Genomic DNA, 18,484 nt, shown 5'->3' with positions numbered 1-18,484 from the left:
TTACAAATCACACAAGCTATATTGTACATTTATTTATCAAGCTCGTAAATTAGAATTTTTTTATTAATACTAATCTTCTCACTACATTTTTTTGGAGTTGGCCGCCCGCGGAAAGCGAGTACTGGGGTGGAAATCCACAGGCAGTTTAACACAACCTTCATAAAAAAGAGGGTAATCCCAAAGCAAACTTTTGGGGTTACCCTCTTTTTTATTACTGTTCGTTCTGTGAATCAGATTCTTCGGTTTCATCTTCTTCAACAGGCATGTCGAGATGTTTTTTCAGCTCGTTTTGTACATTTTGCAAGCTTTCATCGGATGGAATGAAGTAAAATGCGCCGCCTATTCTGTCCTCGCCGCCTTCGAGTGTCAATGTTTCAATATCATCTGAGTTGAAGGTTTTATATTTATTTAAAAAGGCAATTCCTTCGCTCATTTTAATATTTGTTTCCACATTATCCCCGACGTGCTTTGCAATATCATCGATTTTTAACAAGTTTGCTGGTTTTACCATAGAATCAATTGAAGCTTTAATAATTTCTTTTTGCCTGTCGTTACGGCCGTAGTCACCTCTGTCATCACGCTTCCGCATTCTGGCATAAGCGAGTGCTTCTTCTCCGTCTAATGTAGCAGGGCCTTCTTCAAAATAGATTTTTTCCCTAGGGAAAGTATCAGTGTACTCCCAGAAATCAAATGGAACCTGGACTTCAACACCGCCCAGTTCATCAACTATTTCCTTAAATCCTTCGAAGTTAACGGTAGCATAATAATCGATTGGAATGTCTAACAGGTGTTCGACTGTATCAATAGTTGAATCTTTTCCTTCATTATATGCTCCGTTGATTTTGCCTTTTCTATCCTTTGCGGGAATATAAGTCCGTGTATCCCTTGGAATGCTTACCAGCTTCATCGTTTTCAAATCTGGATTAAAAGTACCCACGATGATGGAATCAGTACGCCCGGCTTCCCCTTTTGTGGAGTAATCCTCTACTCCCAGAAACAGGATGGAGACTGGATTCTTGCTTAAATGAACCTTTTCCTCCCGCAGGTCAGACTTTGTTCCTCTATCTAGGGCGCTAAATGAATCACTTGCCGCTGAATATGTTTGATAAAAAATATACCCGCCAAATCCTATGGCTAATAATAATACAATGGAAAGAAATGCTACGAATCTGCGCAGCCTCTTCTTTTTCTTTCTTACCCTATATACCCTTCTTGTTTTTTGTTCCATAAAATACTCCTTTATTGTAAATGCGCAATATCCGCATTTAAAAGTAGTGGTGAAATCTATCACATGCTGTTTTAATAATGGTAAACTATCAACTTATTTAGAAGTCTAACGTAAATTTTATTATATAGAGATGAAAAGAACAATTTTATTATTCCAGATAACAGTATTTGGATAAGTAACTACGAACCTTGTACATCTGTTTCCAAATACAGCATTTCACCCTCTTTAATATCGGCTTGCCCGTTCGTCATTTCAATCATCCAGTCAGTAAATGCCTGTTTCTGTCCTTCCTCAACGAAGGTATGGAGACTGACGTTATCCAGATATTCAATTTCTTTCAAGGCATAAATAGAAGACCGGAGTTCGTTCTCCAGCTTGCCAAGCCATGTATAATCAACCTTTGCTTGCATGACTCGCATAAGCTTCCGTTCTACAATTCCGGTTGCATTAATCCCTTCGGATGTAGAGCTGCTATATGCACGAATTAGACCGCCTGCCCCCAGTTTGATGCCGCCAAAATAACGGGTGATGACAACTACTGTGTCTTTCAGGCCTTTCTTTTTAAGAACCTCAAGAATCGGCACACCTGCCGTTCCGCTCGGTTCCCCATCATCATTGGCCTTTTGGATATGGTCATTTTCGCCAATCAAATAGGCAGAACAATTATGTGTCGCATTCCAATTTTTTTTCTTTATCATCTGAATAAATTCCTGGGCTTCTTCCTCCGTTTCAGCACGAGAAACGTAAGCAATAAAACGTGATTTCTGAATCACAATCTCATGCTCGCCATAGCCTTTTACGGTCCGGTAGCTTGGAAGCATATTGACCCTCCTCTATAAAAGTGCAAGCATCTTGCCGATAAATTTATATCTTCCTTCTCGGCATTCTCAGGGACCTGCAAAAATTCATTTATAAATGTTTTATAATCTTTTTGCGCCTATTACGCTGCAAATTAGTACTTTTTTCACTATTAAGGGATTTTACCCCTAAATATTCATTATACGATGTCATGACTGTCAGGACAATGGAAGAGTTAAGAAGTTTCAAGTGCAGATTATGCTATTTTCGCAACAACTTGTAATGAAAGTTTTAATAAGTAATAAAAGGGAAAGGAATGTAAAGGAATTTTAATATCACTCCTAATTTCCCATGTTATAATTTGCTTTGTCATACATATGGTTTGGAGTTTATATAGTAATACCCTTAATTTCCATAAAGTTTTTACCTAAGCAAAACGTCATAAGATAATTTTTTTGTTAAAATAGGTACATAGAGGTAGTGTTTAACGTTTGAAAAAATAGTATTTTATAACTTAAGAACATATTTTCCTGTAATTGCAAGTGTAAAAAAGCTATTTTGAAGCAATGAATGCTCCGCTAAATTTTTCCATCCTATTGTGATAGATTATTGATATTTTACCTTTCTGTTAAGATATTGGATAATCTATATATGGACTAGGCAGTAAACATCTAGGACTAAAGCGGAGGAATCTTTATGTCCATTAAAAAAGTTGATATCAAAGCGCTTGATAGAATCCTCGACACAATGGTCGAAACAGTAGACAGCAGCAAAAAAGAAATTTTTCAGATTGAAGAGCAGTGCCGCCAGGACTTTGAGGCTCTATCAAATGAATTAAAAGAGATTAAAGAGATGGTCTGCAAGGTAATTGCAGAAGGGGACAAGCTTGAAACAAACGCCCGAATGTCAAGAAAAAGACTGTCTGAAGTAAGCATGCATTTTAATAAGTTTTCCGAAAGCCAGGTCCGTGAGGCCTATGAAAAAGCGCATAATATGCAGGTCGAACTGCAAATGAACCGCCAGCTGGAAAAGGAGCTCCGGAACCGGCGGGATGATTTGGAGCGGCGTCTGAAAGGACTTCAGCAAACAATTGAGCGCGCGGAGCATTTGGTTTCCCAAATCACTGTTGTCCTTAATTATTTAACCAGCGACCTAAAGCAAATGGGTGAGGTGCTGGAGGACGCAAAACGGAAGCAGGATTTTGGCTTTAAAATCATTGAAGCCCAGGAAGAGGAACGCAAGAAGCTATCCCGGGAAATCCATGATGGTCCTGCACAGATGATGGCAAACGTGATGATGCGTTCAGATTTGATTGAGCGGATCTACCGTGAGCGCGGCGGGGATGAGGCTCTAAAAGAAATTAAGGACTTGAAGAAAATGGTCCGGAACGCTCTCTATGAAGTCCGCAGAATCATCTATGATCTCAGGCCAATGGCTCTGGATGATCTTGGTTTGATTCCTACTCTAAAAAAATACATGGCTACTCTCGAAGAATATAACAAGACGATCCAAATGAGGTTTGTTAACCTTGGAGAGGAAAAGAGGCTTCCGGCAAACATGGAGGTCGCTTTGTTCAGGCTGATACAGGAATCTGTCCAAAACGCCTTAAAACATGCTGAACCAAGACTGATCAGCGTAAAACTTGAATTGAAAAAGACTCATTTAATGGCTGTCATTAAAGATGATGGAAAAGGATTTGATGCGAGCATCCAGAAGGAGGGATCCTTTGGCTTGATCGGAATGTCCGAACGGGTCGAGCTGCTTGGCGGTGAGCTAACAATCGATTCAAACCCTGGAAAGGGCACACTTATCATAATCCAGGTTCCATTAAATGACTGAAAAACAAACTATAAAAAATATAAAAAAGACAAGGGAGGCGAAGGCGTTGAATACAAACATCGTTATTATTGACGACCATCAACTATTTCGCGAAGGGGTAAAACGAATCCTAGATTTTGAACAAACTTTCCAGGTAGTGGCAGAGGGAGATGACGGATCAGAAGCAATCAGCCTCGTTGAAGAATACAACCCCGATGTCGTAATCATGGACATTAACATGCCGCAAATAAACGGCGTGGAAGCTACTAAGCAATTAATTGAAAAACATCCGGAAACAAAGGTCATTATCCTATCCATCCATGATGATGAAAACTATGTCCAGCATGCGCTCCAAACTGGTGCTTCCGGTTATCTGTTAAAGGAAATGGATGCAGATGCATTGGTCGAGGCCGTAAAAGTAGTTGCAGACGGCGGATCATACCTGCATCCTAAGGTGACTCACAATCTAGTAAACGAATACCGCAGGCTGTCTTCTAATGGCAGCGGCGCAACCGGCGTTGCATTTGCCCCTGAAATCAGAAGGCCGCTTCATTTACTGACACGCCGCGAATGCGAAGTACTTCAGCTTCTGGCGGATGGAAAAAGTAACCGCGGTATTGGTGAAACACTGTATATTAGTGAAAAAACAGTCAAAAACCATGTCAGCAACATCCTGCAAAAAATGAACGTAAACGACCGTACTCAGGCAGTTGTCACTGCGATTAAAAACGGTTGGGTAGAAGTGCGATAAAAATCATTCAGCGTATGGCCGTTAAGGACCATGCGCTTTTTTAATTGTCTAGCTCCAGTTCCCAGTCTCGACGCACTTGATTTCCTAGTGCAGCGTCGCCGTAGTACGGAATAAGCTCCTGTCTTATCAGGGCGCTTTCCCGCTATTCTTAATGCATAATCCGGAATCTTCCTATAAAATGGGAATATAATGAAAGCAACAAAACTTATATAAGGCAGGTTTTATTTTATGAAAACGGCCATCGTCACGGATAGTACGGCCTATATCCCGAAAGAAATGCGAGACAAGCTTAACATACATATGGTTTCTCTTAACGTTATCTTTGGAACCGAAGCATACTTGGAAGAAGTAGATATAACCGCAACAGAATTTTATCAAGAGGTTAAAAACGCGGACAAGCTTCCCACCACTTCACAGCCCCCCATCGGCATGTTTGTTGAAAAATTTGAAGAGCTGGCTAAAGAATATGATGCTGTCATCACCATTCATCTATCAAGCGGTATCAGCGGGACGTACCAGGGAGCTCTTTCTGCCGGCGAAATGGTCGATGGTATTGAAGTATTCGGCTTTGACACCGAAATCAGCTGCATGATCCAGGGCTTTTATGTGATTGAAGCCGCAAAAATGGCCATGGACGGAAAAGAGCCTTTGGAGATCCTTGAACGCCTGTCTGAAATGAAAAAATCGGCGAGGGCCTATTTCATGGCCGACGATTTAGGCCATCTGCAGCTGGGCGGCCGCCTCAGTAGTGCAGCTGCCCTCATTGGGAGCCTGCTTCAGGTAAAACCGATCCTGGTGTTTGAAAATAAAGTTATTGTTCCTTTTGAAAAAATAAGAACTCGTAAAAAGGCGATGAAGCGTATCGTGGAACTGCTTGGAGAGGATGCAAACAGCGGAGGCAGCTATAAAGCAGCCATTATTCACGCGAACAGAGAGCAGGAAGCGGAAGAATGGAAGGCTGAACTAGAAGCTCAATTTCCGAATGTTGAGTTTGTGATCAGTTACTTCGGTCCCGTTATCGGCACTCATTTAGGTGAGGGAGCGATGGGGATGGGATGGTATAAGGTTTAAATTTGTGGGCATCATATCCTGATGGGGTGTGGTGCCTTTTATAGTTTCAATAGTCGTTGGAATTTTGAATGGTATTTTGCAGTGCGGATTGATATAGGTCTTGTTTGGTGAGTAAACTACCATTTTTGAAAAGTAAATAGGGTGCCGATATGGGGTTTTGTTTTATTGTTATTTGTGTTTGGCAAGTAAACTTGAGGCTGGACAGTATTTTGCCAGTTTTGGACAAAAAATGTTCTGTTTTGGCAATTAAATTACCGATTATGGACAGTAAATCTACCTGACAGGAAAAAATTAACCAGGCTTAAGTTTATTTTTCATAGTTTGGCAGGAAAAATCCCAAAACATGTCGAAAACGGTCAGGAATACTATGAAAGGAGCTACTATTTTGCAGAAATTTCTCCAAAAAATTCTCCGCTTTTCGAGCCATCCGTTAATTCCATCACCTGAACACAAGATCCTCGCTCAATCTTATTCCTTTTCACCCGAATTACAACATCATTTAAGCGGGAGAGCCCTTTTAGCCGAAGAAATTTCGTTTCCGGCTGATCTCCTCGATGAACACTTCCAGTGTGGCTATATTGGTCGCATACTGGGTGTAAGCCTGGAAGATTCAAAATTCCAATGTAATCGCTGCGGCAATCAAAATCAAAATCAGTTTTTTACATTTCCATGTAGCCGATGTAAAAAAGATTGTACATATTGCCGAAATTGCATCATGATGGGCCGAGTCAGCAGCTGCTCATATTTACATGTTTGGACTGGACCAGATGTTATTTTTGAGAGTGGCCCAAATCCGCTGGCATGGACAGGGAGCCTTTCGGAAGGCCAAAGCCATGCTTCCGACCGAGTAGTAGATGCAGTAACCAACAAGGAGCAACTCTTGGTATGGGCAGTATGCGGTGCGGGAAAAACAGAAGTACTTTTTAAAGGTATTGAAGCTGGCCTCCAGTCGAGCCAGCGAATTTGTATAGCGACACCAAGAAATGATGTGGTATTGGAGCTGGTCCCCCGTCTGAAAAAAGCCTTTCCCGATATAGCTGTAGCTTCGCTATATGGCGGAACCGTGGATCGCCATTTACTCGCTCCATTAACTGTTTCCACCACTCATCAGCTTTTCCGATTCTACAAAGCGTTTGATACGGTTATTATTGATGAGGTTGACGCGTTTCCATATTCAGCAGACAAGTCACTCCAGTTTGCTGTCGATAAAGCCCGAAAATCAGATTCCTCACTAATCTACCTAACAGCTACTCCCTCTGCGAAAATGCAGTTTTCCTTCACAAAAGGATCTCTAAAGGGGGTAACAATCCCAGCCCGCTTCCATCGAAAACCAATCCCCGTTCCGATCATGAAATGGTGTGGAAATTGGAACAAGTCCATTTCGCAAAATAAAACTATACCTCCAGCTATATCAGCATGGGTTAAAAAACGGCTCGAAAACAACACTCCAATACTGCTATTTTTCCCAAGTATAAAAATAATGGAAAATTCCCTACCAATATATCAAAAATTAAATCCGGATCTTGAAGCGGTTCACTCCGAGGATCCCGAGCGCAAAACAAAAGTATCGTTACTCAGAGAAAAACGAATACCAGGTTTGTTGACAACGACCATCTTAGAGCGTGGAGTAACAATCCCTAATCTCGAAGTCGCTGTAATTGGAGCGGACCATGATGTTTTTTCAGAAAGCGCACTTGTACAGATAGCTGGCCGGGTTGGCCGCAGCATTGAGAAACCTGATGGGAACGTTACTTTTTTTCATTACGGGAAAAGCAATGGAATGGTAAGGGCAGTTCGCCACATTGAAAGGATGAATGCTGAAGCAGAGAAAAGAGGGATGCTTGATGTTTAATATTGCATCAGGCCAAATCTGTGTTCTTTGTGACACTCCAATCCAAAACGACATTACCTGGAAAGCGCTGCTAAAAAAGGAGGGGGCTTCTCTTTGCAGGGATTGCGAGGGAAAACTTGAGAAAATTGAGGGGGACACGTGTAAGGGATGCAGCCGTCCCTTCGATGGCCTTTCCCTGGAATTCCGATTTGGCGACCTATGTTTCGACTGTGTAAGATGGGATGACAATCCAGACTGGAAGGGATACCTTACAAAAAATATTTCTCTCTATCTCTACAATGACTTTTTAAAGGAAACAATCGCAAAGTTTAAGTATCGTGGAGACTATGCAATTTCCCAGGCATTTAGCCAGCAGATTAAACAAAGGTTGAATAAATTAGAATTTGATCTAGTAGTTCCTATCCCCCTAAGCGTCGACCGATTACAGGAGCGGGGCTTTAATCAATCAGAAGCATTGATCCGGTCTGCGGGCCTATTGCCGGTGAATATCCTCTCGCGTCTGCACACAGAAAAACAATCAAAAAAATCCCGCCACGAGCGAATTTCCCTTCATCAGGTATTCCAAGTGGAAAAGCCGGAATCAGTCCAAGATAAAATAATCTTAATTATTGATGATATCTATACCACAGGATCAACGATAAGACACACCGCCAAAGGGTTGATCCAGTCGGGGGCCAGGCAAGTCATGTCGTTCACGGTCGCGCGCTAGCAATCATTCTTCAATAAATGTTCAGCGGTTATTCATATAAGCCTCCTACTTGTCGATATAATGAGTACAGAAAGATAAGCGGAGGAGCATAGCTATGAATGATTTATCTAACTGTCCAAATTGTGACACATTATTTGTCAGGACAAAATTTCGCGATGTTTGCGAAGTATGCTATAAAGAAGAGGAAAGGGAGTTTGAAAAGGTATACCAATACATTCGCAGACGGGAAAACCGCACAGCCAGCATGATTCAAGTTGTGGACAACACTGGTGTGCAAGAAAGCCTCATTGTAAAATTCATCAAAACGGGTAAGCTTAGAACCACACAATTTCCTAATTTGGGAGTAAAGTGTGAAAAATGCGGTGCCCCCGCGAAAGTTGGCCCGTTATGCAGCAGTTGCCAGGATAGCTTAAGGTCTCAATTAACGCAATTTGAATCTGATGAAGCACTCCGCAAGGAATTGGATGAAAGAGGAAAAAAAGGAGCGTACTACACACATAATGATAAATAAGTTTTACAAACCCGGGTCATAAATTTGTTCCGGGTCTCTCTTTGTATATAAACCTCTAATCATTCCTCATCGCTCTGCCTACCGACACAATTATTCATCTATTTGTCGAATTGTTTAATATTCTCAGAATTAAGCCTGCAAATTTTGTCAATTAAAAAATCATAATTTATAATAAAATAAACACCTCTTTTGCCGATAATAATGGCAGGGGAGAATTACGAACGGACAAAGGAGAGGATTAGAATGAAAATTAATAACTTTGGTCCTTCAGGGATCAACCCTTACAAAAGAGAACTCAACAAAATTGAAAACGTAAAAGGAACAGCAAAGAGTGCTTCAGATAAAATAGAAATTTCATCCACAGCCAAAGAAATGCAGCAGTCGTCTCAGATTCCGGCACAGCGCCAGGCGAAGGTCGATGAGCTAAGGATGCAGGTAGAAAACGGGACATATAAATTAAACCCCCGTGATACAGCGAAGAGTATTGTGGATTTTTATTTTAAAAAATAAGAGCGGACGGTGTTGAAAACCGTCCTTCTAACTGTTGGGGGAAAGGTATGTCTGTCGAACAGATACGATTAACACTAGAAAAACTGATTAAGCTTCATAAGGACCTGATCAGTTCAGCAGCTAGAAAAACAGAAATCGTTAAAAAAGGGGACACCCAAGCCCTCAATCAGCTGCTAATCGATGAGCAAAAGTATGTAAAAGCCATTGAGAACACGGAAAATGAACGGGAAAAGGCAGTCGAAGCCTTCCTGAAAAGCAAGGGGCAGCCAGAAGCGGCATCCTCAATCAATAGAATAATAGAACTGTCGTCTCCAACTGACGCTGAAGATTTAACTAAATTAAAAGATGAGTTATTGAATGAAGCATTAAAACTAAAAGAGCTAAATTATTTAAACCAACAGCTCATCTATCAATCACTGCAATTTGTAAATACGACACTCGATATGCTTCAGCCGCAAAACCAACAGTTTAACTACAATAATCCTATCAAGCAAAACCCGCAAGGTTCGAACAGCATGTTTGATTCACGGGCATAATTTGTTTTACTACTTTTAAGAGGACGGAGGAATCGCCATGCGTTCAACCTTTATGGGACTGGAAATAGCAAAAAGAGGCATGTTCACACAGCAGGGTGCTTTGTATACAACAGGGCATAACATTGCAAATGCCAATACTCCAGGATACACGCGCCAACGTATTAATTTTACGCAGACAGAACCTTACCCAGCAGCGTCTTTGAATCGACCGCAAATTCCTGGTCAGATGGGAACTGGTGTCGCAACAGAATCTGTTCAGCGTGTGCGAGAAGGGTTTTTGGATATCCAGTATCGCAATGAAAATAATAAGTTGGGATACTGGGAATCACGGTCGAAAGCTTTGAGTAAATTAGAAGACATAATGAATGAACCAACTCAAGACGGACTGGCTGCTGTAATGAATGAATTCTCTGCATCACTGCAAGACTTGGCAACTTACCCGGAAAAAGAAGGCACCCGTAAAGTTGTTTTGGAACGGGGACGCGCCATTGCAGATACCTTTCATTATCTTTCTGATTCACTGAACAGCATTAAGCGTGACTATGGAAACCAAATTAATGATGTTTCAATAAAAGAAGTCAACTCAATTTTAGAGGAAATAGCCGGAGTTAATAAACAAATTAGCGAGATTGAACCTCATGGCTATTTACCAAATGATTTATATGATCAGCGTGATCTTCTTATTGATCAAATATCATCTTATTTGAACATTACAGTAGAGAGAAGAGAATCAGGCGGAAATGACTTACCTGTTGCCGAGGGGATTTATGATGTTAAGATCTTAAATCAAGATGGTACAACTTCTACCTTAGTTGCTGGGGCGAAATATGGAAAGCTTGAAATCGGCAGCCCGCTTCCGGAGCATATTGCAGCAATAAAAGTTACAGATAGCGATCAGAATACTGTAGATGTCTCAGTGCCAAATTTCTCCCAAGGAAAACTGCGCGGTTTAGTGGAAGCTTATGGTTATGTTGATAACGGTAGTAAAGGGATATATACCCAAATGCTTTCCGATCTTGATAACTTGGCTACTGCATTTGCAGAAATGTTTAATACAAAACATAATGAGGGCTATATTTTAGACAAGGCTAATGCACCTACAACATTGCAGGGCGACGACTTCTTTGGATTTACCTCTGGGCTCAACCCAGCAAAGGGGTTACAGGTAATTATTTCTGATACAAATCAAATAGCAGCATCAAAGGACGGATATAGCGGAGATGGAAAGAATGCTCTTGAATTGGCCAGTATTCAAGGAAAACCTGCTGCTTTATTAGGAGATGCTACTATTAATTCTTTCTACGAAGGGATAATAGGCCAGCTAGGAGTTGATGCTCTTAAGGCTAACAGACTTACAAACAACAGTGAAATTTTGAGACAATCTGTTGAAGAAAAAAAATCGTCTGTTAGCTCGGTTTCGCTTGATGAAGAGATGACAAATATGATTAAGTTCCAGCATGCTTATAACGCGGCGGCGCGAAATATAACTATTGTAGATGAAATGCTAGATAAAATTATTAATGGCATGGGAACAGGTGGAAGATAAGGTGGGTAATAAACAATGCGTGTAACACAGTCGATGTTGTCGAATAATATGCTTCGGAATTTAAGTAACAGCTTTGAAAGAATCGGAAAACTGCAAGAGCAAATTTCAAGCCAAAAGAAAATCACCCGGCCATCTGATGATCCGGTTGTAGCGATGCAAGGAATCCTATATCGCCGCAACCTAGAGGAAGTCGAACAGTTTAAAAGAAATTATTCAGAGGCTTACAACTGGGTGGAAAACTCGGATACATCACTGGATAAAGCCGGCCATGCAATTGACCGAATTCGTGAATTGATGGTACAGGTTACTAACGATATGTACGACATTTCTCAACGTCAATCAACAATGGAAGAAATAGATCAGCTGAAAAATCATTTAGTGGACATCGCAAATACGAAATCTGGTGATAAATACCTTTTTAATGGAACGGACACACTAAATGCACCAGTTATCGATGGAAATCCTCCATCCTTTGCTACGCCGCGAAATAATAATAGTGTTGAACTAGAATTAGCGAAGGGTGTATATATACCGGTCAATGCGAAATCGGGAGAAGCGTTTAGCGATGATTTATTCACGGACATCCAAAAGGTAATCAGTGATCTACAGAATGGAAAACCTGGTAAAGAACTGAGCCAGCATTTAGACATTCTTGACAAACATAAAAGTAATTTAGTGAATGCACGCGCGGATTTGGGTGCTCGTGCCAATCGAATTGAATTGATGGCAGACCGTATTGATAATCAACATATCATGTCAGAAAAAATGCTTTCAGAGAACGAAGATATTGACATCGAAAAAGTGATTACGGAATTCACAACACAGGAAAGTGTCCATCGTGCCGCGTTGTCGATTGGCTCTAAGATAATTCAACCGACTTTAATGGACTTTCTAAGATGAGGCTATTCATATGAATAGCCTTTTTTACTAAATTATGTTAGTGGGGAATTAAATGCAATTACCTCAAATCAGAATGCAATCGCAGCAGGCACTTATTGGATTAAAGGCTCAAAGAGGGGTACAAAATATCAGCCAGTCTAATGCCGACCTTACAATAACACAGCCTATGGCAGAAATGACAATAAAGAGAATTCCCTCAAAGCTGACAATAGATCAAACTAAAGCAAGGGAAGATGTTGACTTAAAGTCGATTTCTAAAAGGATTGCGGAAGCGGCGCAAGCTGGAGTCCAAGAACTACTTAACGGAATAGCGCGAAGAAGCCAAGAAGGTAATGAATTAATGAGTATTGAGAATGGCGGTAATCCTATTGCTGGACAGGCAAAACGGAATAGTGCGAAGGACCAAGCTGGTTTTACTATTGGTTGGATACCGAAACATGGCAGCGTAGAAATTGATTATGATCCCGGTACAGTCAACATAGATGTCCAGGTAAACAAACCTCTCATCAATGCAAACGTCAATGAACCCCGTATCTCTTATACTCCCGGGTCAGTGGAGGTAAATTTAAAACAATCTCAATCATTAAAAATTGACTTTGATAATCTAAGATTTATCGGAGTTAATTATGAACAAACCATTTGAGGGTGATAATATATGAAGTTGTTAACTAAATACCATGGTGAAGTGGAATTTGATCAAAGTGAAATTATTACATTTGCAAAGGGGATTCCTGGATTTCCTGATGAAACTCAATTTATCATGTTTCCTTTGGCGCAAGACACTAACCTGCTCATTATGCAGTCTGTACAAACTTCACAGCTTGCCTTTGTAATTGTAAGCCCATTTGATTTTTATAAAGAATATGATTTTATTCTCGAACAATCCGTAGTCGATCAGCTTGAGCTCGAATCCCCCGAACAGGCCGAGGTATATGCTATTTTATCGATTAAAGATCCTTTTGAGCTGACAACAGCGAATCTGCAGGCTCCCGTTATCATTAATAAAACAACACTTCTGGCAAAACAAGTAATTTTGAATCATCCTTCATACAAAACAAAGCATTTCATCATTCCTAAAAAATCCAAACCGATAAAGGAGCGTTAAAATGCTGGTACTTACAAGAAAAAACGGTGAGAGCATAAAAATTGGTGAAGATATTGAAATAACCATTCTCACCTCTAAAAACGATCAAGTGAAGATTGGAATTAAAGCACCTGATAATATAGAAATCGTCAGGAAAGAATTATTTGAACAAATCCAACAGGAAAACAAAGAAGCATCAGATATTATGAATTTAATGGAAATAATTAAGAAAAATAAAGAAAAATAATTTAATACACTATTAAACACTTAACAGCGGTGTCGATAATATAGGTGTAAGAGTTAAATAGGGCGGCCGACCTATTTAACTCACAAAATTTTATACGGTTCACAAGGATGTGAACCTTACATTCAAGGAGGAAAACAAAATGCGTATTAATCACAATATCGCTGCTCTTAACACACACCGTCAGTTAAACAGTGCATCAGGTGCACAATCAAAATCAATGGAAAAACTATCTTCAGGTCTTCGTATCAACCGTGCTGGAGATGACGCAGCAGGTCTTGCAATCTCTGAAAAAATGCGGGGACAAATTCGTGGTTTAGATCAAGCGTCTCGTAATGCTCAAGATGGAATTTCTTTAATTCAAACTGCTGAAGGCGCATTAAACGAAACTCATGACATTCTTCAACGTATGCGTGAATTATCCGTTCAATCTGCAAACGACACGAATACTGCTGATGACCGTGCTGAATTACAAAAAGAAGTTCAACAGTTAAAAGATGAAGTTGATCGTATTGCTAATAACACTGAGTTTAATACTAAGAAACTTCTTAATGGAGACTTGGCTTCAGGTGCTCATAAAGAAGAGTCTGCAGTAATTACTAGTAAAACAGGCGATTTTACTGTTGATTTTGATACCGCCACTAAAACTGCTCTAGCTGATGGTGATTTAAGTAATGCTGGGCAAGTAACAGCTGATGACACTTATGTAGTGAAAATTACAAAGGTTGATTCATCATCTGGAAGTAATGTTTTTAGCTACACTATAACGCCAGAGTCAACTGGTACAACAGGTACTGAAACCGCTTTGGGTGGCTCGAGTAACCAAGAGAATATCGCACTTGGTGGTGGATTAGCAGTAGATATTGATTCTACTAAAATTAAAGTTGGGGATTCTTTTACAGTTGTTGCTAGACAAGAAGAAAATAAAACTGGTACTACATCAAAAGAGCTTGCATTCCAAATTGGTTCAAATTCAAACCAAACTCTAAATGTCGGAATCAATTCAATGAAGACTGCCGATCTTCATATAAATAATGTAGATGTATCGACTGCTGAAAGAGCTTCAGCTGCAATCTCTACACTTGATGATGCTATTAAAACTGTGTCTGCTGAGCGTTCTAAACTTGGTGCAGCCCAAAACCGTTTAGACCACACAATTAATAACTTAGGTACATCTTCTGAAAACTTAACAGCTGCTGAGTCTCGTGTACGTGACGTAGACATGGCGAAAGAAATGATGACTCAAACGAAGAACTCAATTCTTTCTCAAGCAGCTCAAGCTATGCTGGCTCAAGCTAACCAACAGCCACAAGGCGTACTTCAATTATTACGTTAATTAAACTAATTATAGTTGTTAAATGGAGAGAGGCTCTAGATTTTTCTAGAGTCTTTTCTGTGAGGCTTTATTAAAAATTTGGAAGAAATAGAGAATTGGTGAAGTCAACTTTTAAATAAGACATAAAATAAAAAGAATAAACTCTGATTTAAAGATTCTGATTGTTTAAATGAGATGTAATACACATTTCTTTTAAATACTTATTAGGAGATAGGTAAAAGTATTCATATATTTTTGTGAATATAGTATAATTTAACCATCCTGTACTCGATAAATTAACTATGAGGATAAAATTATATAAATATCCACGATAATAGCAAACTCTTACGAAAGTAGAGGACGCAAAGCCACGGATCTAAGGTAGTTATATACTATGGTAGCCGGGCTGCCGAATGGTCACCAATAAAAAATGGCTATTCTTTGATTATGCCATTTTTTTATTGAGATTTATAACTTACGAGGGTGATGAGAAGATGGATGTTTTACTAAATTGTATTACTAGATTAAGGAGGGATAAAAGATGAAATTAACTAAAAATATAATGAAGAAAGTAATGATTTTTCTGATAATTCTTATACTTCACACATCTTCTGTTTTGGCAACAGCAACGGAAGTAGTGATTGAAGGTCCTACACCTGATTCAACTCCTCCTATACTAAAGAGCTTAAGTGTATCCGGTACAGAAATGTCCCCTGATAAGTCAGTTAAAATAATAGCTGAGGCAAGTGACGATTTATCAGGAATTAGCAGCATATATATATCTTATGAAAAACCTAGTGGAGAAGGCAGAAGTGTTAGTCTTTATTTAAATACGGCAACTAGCAAGTATGAAGGAACAATTAATGTCGGAACTTATGATGAACCAGGTGAATGGAAGTTAAATAGTATAACTCTTACAGATAAAAAAGAGAATTCCAGGACTATTGTTGACACCAGCTATACCTGGGAATCTTATGAAAAAATGGACATGAGCCCTTATACAATTAAGGTTACCGGAGTCTTAGAACAAACAGACAAAACCTCACCAGTCTTAAATACTATCAGTATTTCAACACAGCAAACTAAACCGGGGGATACAGTAAAAGTAGTTGCGGATGTCACCGATAATGAATCTGGAGTTTCCAGCATTTCTGCAAGTTTTTCCAAGCCTAGCGGCAGGTCAGCTTATGCGTATCTTTACTATAACCAGACAACTGGTAAGTATGAAGGATCTATAACGATTGATCAATATGATGAATTAGGAGAATGGCAGTTATACTATGTTTCTATGTGGGATAAGGCTGAAAACCACGGCTATGTATATAACTCTTCATCTGTTCCCGTTGCGACTACAAACAAGATGGATTTTAGTAATTGTAAATTTGAAGTTAGCGAAACTAAACCAGACTTACTTGGTCCAATATTAGATAGTCTGTCAATTTCGCTGGAACAAGTAACAAATAATGGGGCAAGGGTAAAGCTTACTGCAGAGGGCAGCGATAATTTATCTGGAATGACTTCCCTTAGTGCCTACTACATTAAACCAAGTGGAAAATCTTATTATGTTAGCTTTGGATGGAATTCAACAATAGGTAAGTATGTAGCGTATATACCTATTGATAAATACGATGAACTAGGAACATGGAAATTATCCTCTATGTACTTATATGATTACAAAGACAATTCAAAGTATGTATACGATAATGAAGAAAATGGAGATTTCAGTTTATTTCATTTTACAGTTAGGGGAGCTATAACTATTCCACCGGCATCTCCATTTAGCATTGGAATGTCCCCTAAATCTATAACATTAGAACCTGGGCAGAGTCAACAATTAAAGACAATTTTAAATATGACTGATGCTACAACAAAAGATATAACTCTTCAGCCTAGTGGAACGGTTTACACTAGTTCAAACCCTTCTGCGGTTAAAGTTGACGAAAATGGATTAATTACAGTTGAACCGAATGCAGCTGCAGGTACTACATATATACAGGCTGCAAACAGCGGTTTATATCAACAAATTGAAGTGACTATTTCGGGTGGAATTTCGAAAGATTCTCTCCGTATAAGTCCTTTGAAAGTGAACTTAGCATCCGGACAAACAAAGCAATTAAATGTTGTAGCATCATTAGCTGACGGTACAGAAAAGGATGTTACGTCAGGGTCAACTGGCACCCAATATTCAAGCTTAGATGAAACTATCGTTAGTGTTGATAAAAATGGCTTGATCCGTGTTTCTGCTGATGCCAAACAAGGTGAGGTTAAGATTCAAGCTAACCACAATGGAATCATTAGTGACATGGTTGTTGCGGTTACTGGACCCCCTGTGATTAAAAGTTTAGCAATGACACCGGACAGTGCAAAGGTATTTAAAGGTGAAACTGTACAGTTAAGTACCAGAGCAACATTATCAGATGGAAGTACCAAAGATGTAACCGCCGGAAGTTTGGGAACAACTTATAAAAGTAGTACAACATCGGTGGCCACAGTAGATTCTAACGGACTAGTTACCGTTTCTCCTGAAGCAACAAAAGGAGCTAGTACTTTAATAACAGCTACTAATGAAGGGGTAAGTAAGAGCGTTACAGTCATAGCTGACGAAGATCCAAGCAAGACTGTTTCGGAGTTGAGTGTAGATCCAACTAGCTTAACCTTAGTAGCTAGTAATACGAAACAATTAAAAGTAATAGCAACAATGGGAGATGGGAAAACGAAAGAAGTTACTCTGGGTAGTGTAGGTACAAAATATACAAGCAGTGACACAAACGTAGCTATGGTTGGGGCAGATGGCTTAATTAGTGTCCCAAGTGAAGCGCCGATAAATAATAAAAGCACCATTACTGTAGAGTTTGGTGGTAAAAAAGTTAATGTGGTAGTTACAGTAGGGACTGACCCGAAAGAAACACTGGAAACAATCGAACCAGACCAGACAGCGGTGATCCTGTCTTCGGGCAAAACCCATCAATTGGCCATCACGGCGACCATGGGGGATGGAAGCACGAAGGACGTAACACTGGGAAGCACAGGCACGAAGTATACAAGCAGTGCGACAAATGTGGCGACGGTTGGGGCAGATGGACTAATTACGGTTCCAAGCAATGCACCAGAAAACTATAAGAGTACGATTACGGTAGAACAGAGCGGCAAGAAAACATACGTGACAGTGACCGTGGGATCGAATCCAGGCGATACGTTGGGAAGTATTGCACCAGACCAGACAGCGGTGACCCTGTCCCCGGGCAAAACCCATCAATTGGCCATCACGGCGACCATGGGGGATGGAAGCACGAAGGACGTAACACTGGGAAGCACAGGCACGAAGTATACAAGCAGTGCGACAAATGTGGCGACGGTTGGGGCAGATGGACTGATTACGGTTCCAAGCAATGCGCCGTTAAACTATAAGAGTACGATTACGGTAGAACATGAAGGCAAGAAAGCGTATTTAACTGTGACTGTAGGGGCTGCAAATCCGGCAGATATATTGGAAAAAGTCACACCAGACCAGACAGCGGTGACCCTGTCCCCGGGCAAAACCCATCAATTGGCCATCACGGCGACGATGGGGGATGGAAGCACGAAGGACGTAACACTGGGAAGCACAGGCA

General features: G+C 40.2%; 17 protein-coding genes and 1 riboswitch. Of the genes, 15 read left to right on the top strand and 2 right to left on the bottom strand.

All coding sequences use genetic code 11. The features are described 5' to 3' along the window. Positions 1–211: 211 nt before the first annotated feature. Together D0469_RS12415 and D0469_RS12410 are read right to left on the bottom strand one after the other, a co-directional pair. On the bottom strand, positions 212–1,228 hold the full coding sequence (locus D0469_RS12415) for an LCP family protein (protein WP_117327059.1): 1,017 nt from the start codon (positions 1,226–1,228) through the stop codon (positions 212–214). A gap of 179 nt (positions 1,229–1,407) precedes the next feature. Beyond that, positions 1,408–2,049 (bottom strand): YigZ family protein, encoded by a 642-nt coding sequence (locus D0469_RS12410; RefSeq protein ID WP_117327058.1) that lies wholly within the window; start codon positions 2,047–2,049, stop codon positions 1,408–1,410. A gap of 673 nt (positions 2,050–2,722) precedes the next feature. Between D0469_RS12410 and D0469_RS12405 the strand changes: the two genes are divergently transcribed. The 15 genes from D0469_RS12405 to D0469_RS12335 form a co-directional block, all read left to right on the top strand. Next, positions 2,723–3,865 carry a sensor histidine kinase gene (locus D0469_RS12405; protein ID WP_117327057.1) on the top strand — a complete coding sequence of 381 codons (1,143 nt, stop codon included), beginning with the start codon at positions 2,723–2,725 and terminating at the stop codon, positions 3,863–3,865. 46 nt (positions 3,866–3,911) lie between these two features. After that, on the top strand, positions 3,912–4,595 hold the full coding sequence (locus D0469_RS12400) for a response regulator (RefSeq protein ID WP_233523041.1): 684 nt from the start codon (positions 3,912–3,914) through the stop codon (positions 4,593–4,595). 228 nt (positions 4,596–4,823) lie between these two features. Continuing rightward, entirely contained in the window at positions 4,824–5,666 is an 843-nt protein-coding gene (locus D0469_RS12395; RefSeq protein WP_117327055.1) for a DegV family protein, read from the top strand. A gap of 385 nt (positions 5,667–6,051) precedes the next feature. Beyond that, the gene (locus D0469_RS12390; RefSeq protein WP_233523040.1) at positions 6,052–7,518 is read left to right on the top strand and encodes a DEAD/DEAH box helicase; all 1,467 of its coding nucleotides are present in this window, start codon (positions 6,052–6,054) and stop codon (positions 7,516–7,518) included. After that, on the top strand, positions 7,511–8,227 hold the full coding sequence (locus D0469_RS12385; RefSeq protein ID WP_117327054.1) for a ComF family protein: 717 nt from the start codon (positions 7,511–7,513) through the stop codon (positions 8,225–8,227). The genes D0469_RS12390 and D0469_RS12385 overlap by 8 nt, the downstream gene beginning before the upstream one ends. Positions 8,228–8,321: 94 nt before the next feature. Beyond that, positions 8,322–8,738: a TIGR03826 family flagellar region protein gene (locus tag D0469_RS12380; protein WP_117327053.1), complete on the top strand. Its 417-nt coding sequence runs from the start codon at positions 8,322–8,324 to the stop codon at positions 8,736–8,738. Between the two features lie 243 nt (positions 8,739–8,981). Beyond that, positions 8,982–9,248, top strand: a complete 267-nt coding sequence (gene flgM / locus D0469_RS12375; protein ID WP_117327052.1) for a flagellar biosynthesis anti-sigma factor FlgM — start codon at positions 8,982–8,984, stop codon at positions 9,246–9,248. A 47-nt stretch (positions 9,249–9,295) separates the two neighbouring features. After that, complete coding sequence (locus D0469_RS12370) at positions 9,296–9,784, top strand: flagellar protein FlgN (RefSeq protein WP_117327051.1); 489 nt, start codon at positions 9,296–9,298, stop codon at positions 9,782–9,784. A gap of 37 nt (positions 9,785–9,821) precedes the next feature. After that, the gene (gene flgK, locus D0469_RS12365; protein WP_117327050.1) at positions 9,822–11,330 is read left to right on the top strand and encodes a flagellar hook-associated protein FlgK; all 1,509 of its coding nucleotides are present in this window, start codon (positions 9,822–9,824) and stop codon (positions 11,328–11,330) included. Between the two features lie 15 nt (positions 11,331–11,345). Further along, the gene (gene flgL, locus D0469_RS12360; protein WP_117327049.1) at positions 11,346–12,230 is read left to right on the top strand and encodes a flagellar hook-associated protein FlgL; all 885 of its coding nucleotides are present in this window, start codon (positions 11,346–11,348) and stop codon (positions 12,228–12,230) included. Between the two features lie 52 nt (positions 12,231–12,282). Further along, complete coding sequence (locus D0469_RS12355) at positions 12,283–12,873, top strand: DUF6470 family protein (protein ID WP_117327048.1); 591 nt, start codon at positions 12,283–12,285, stop codon at positions 12,871–12,873. A gap of 12 nt (positions 12,874–12,885) precedes the next feature. Beyond that, positions 12,886–13,335 (top strand): flagellar assembly protein FliW, encoded by a 450-nt coding sequence (fliW, locus tag D0469_RS12350; RefSeq protein ID WP_117327047.1) that lies wholly within the window; start codon positions 12,886–12,888, stop codon positions 13,333–13,335. Position 13,336: 1 nt separating this feature from the next. Next, positions 13,337–13,561: a carbon storage regulator CsrA gene (gene csrA / locus D0469_RS12345; protein ID WP_117327046.1), complete on the top strand. Its 225-nt coding sequence runs from the start codon at positions 13,337–13,339 to the stop codon at positions 13,559–13,561. Positions 13,562–13,700: 139 nt separating this feature from the next. Then, complete coding sequence (locus D0469_RS12340) at positions 13,701–14,894, top strand: flagellin N-terminal helical domain-containing protein (protein WP_117327045.1); 1,194 nt, start codon at positions 13,701–13,703, stop codon at positions 14,892–14,894. 305 nt (positions 14,895–15,199) lie between these two features. Beyond that, positions 15,200–15,287, top strand: a riboswitch (cyclic di-GMP riboswitch). 127 nt (positions 15,288–15,414) lie between these two features. Further along, positions 15,415–18,484 (top strand): Ig-like domain-containing protein (locus tag D0469_RS12335; protein ID WP_142919185.1); only part of this gene is annotated, 3,070 nt, incomplete at its 3' end.

Origin of the sequence: Peribacillus saganii (assembly GCF_003429095.1) — a bacterium.
Classification (GTDB): Bacteria; Bacillota; Bacilli; order Bacillales; family DSM-1321; genus Peribacillus; species Peribacillus saganii.
The sequence above is the reverse complement of the archived record's forward strand: the minus strand, read 5'-3'. Positions and strand labels throughout refer to the sequence as shown.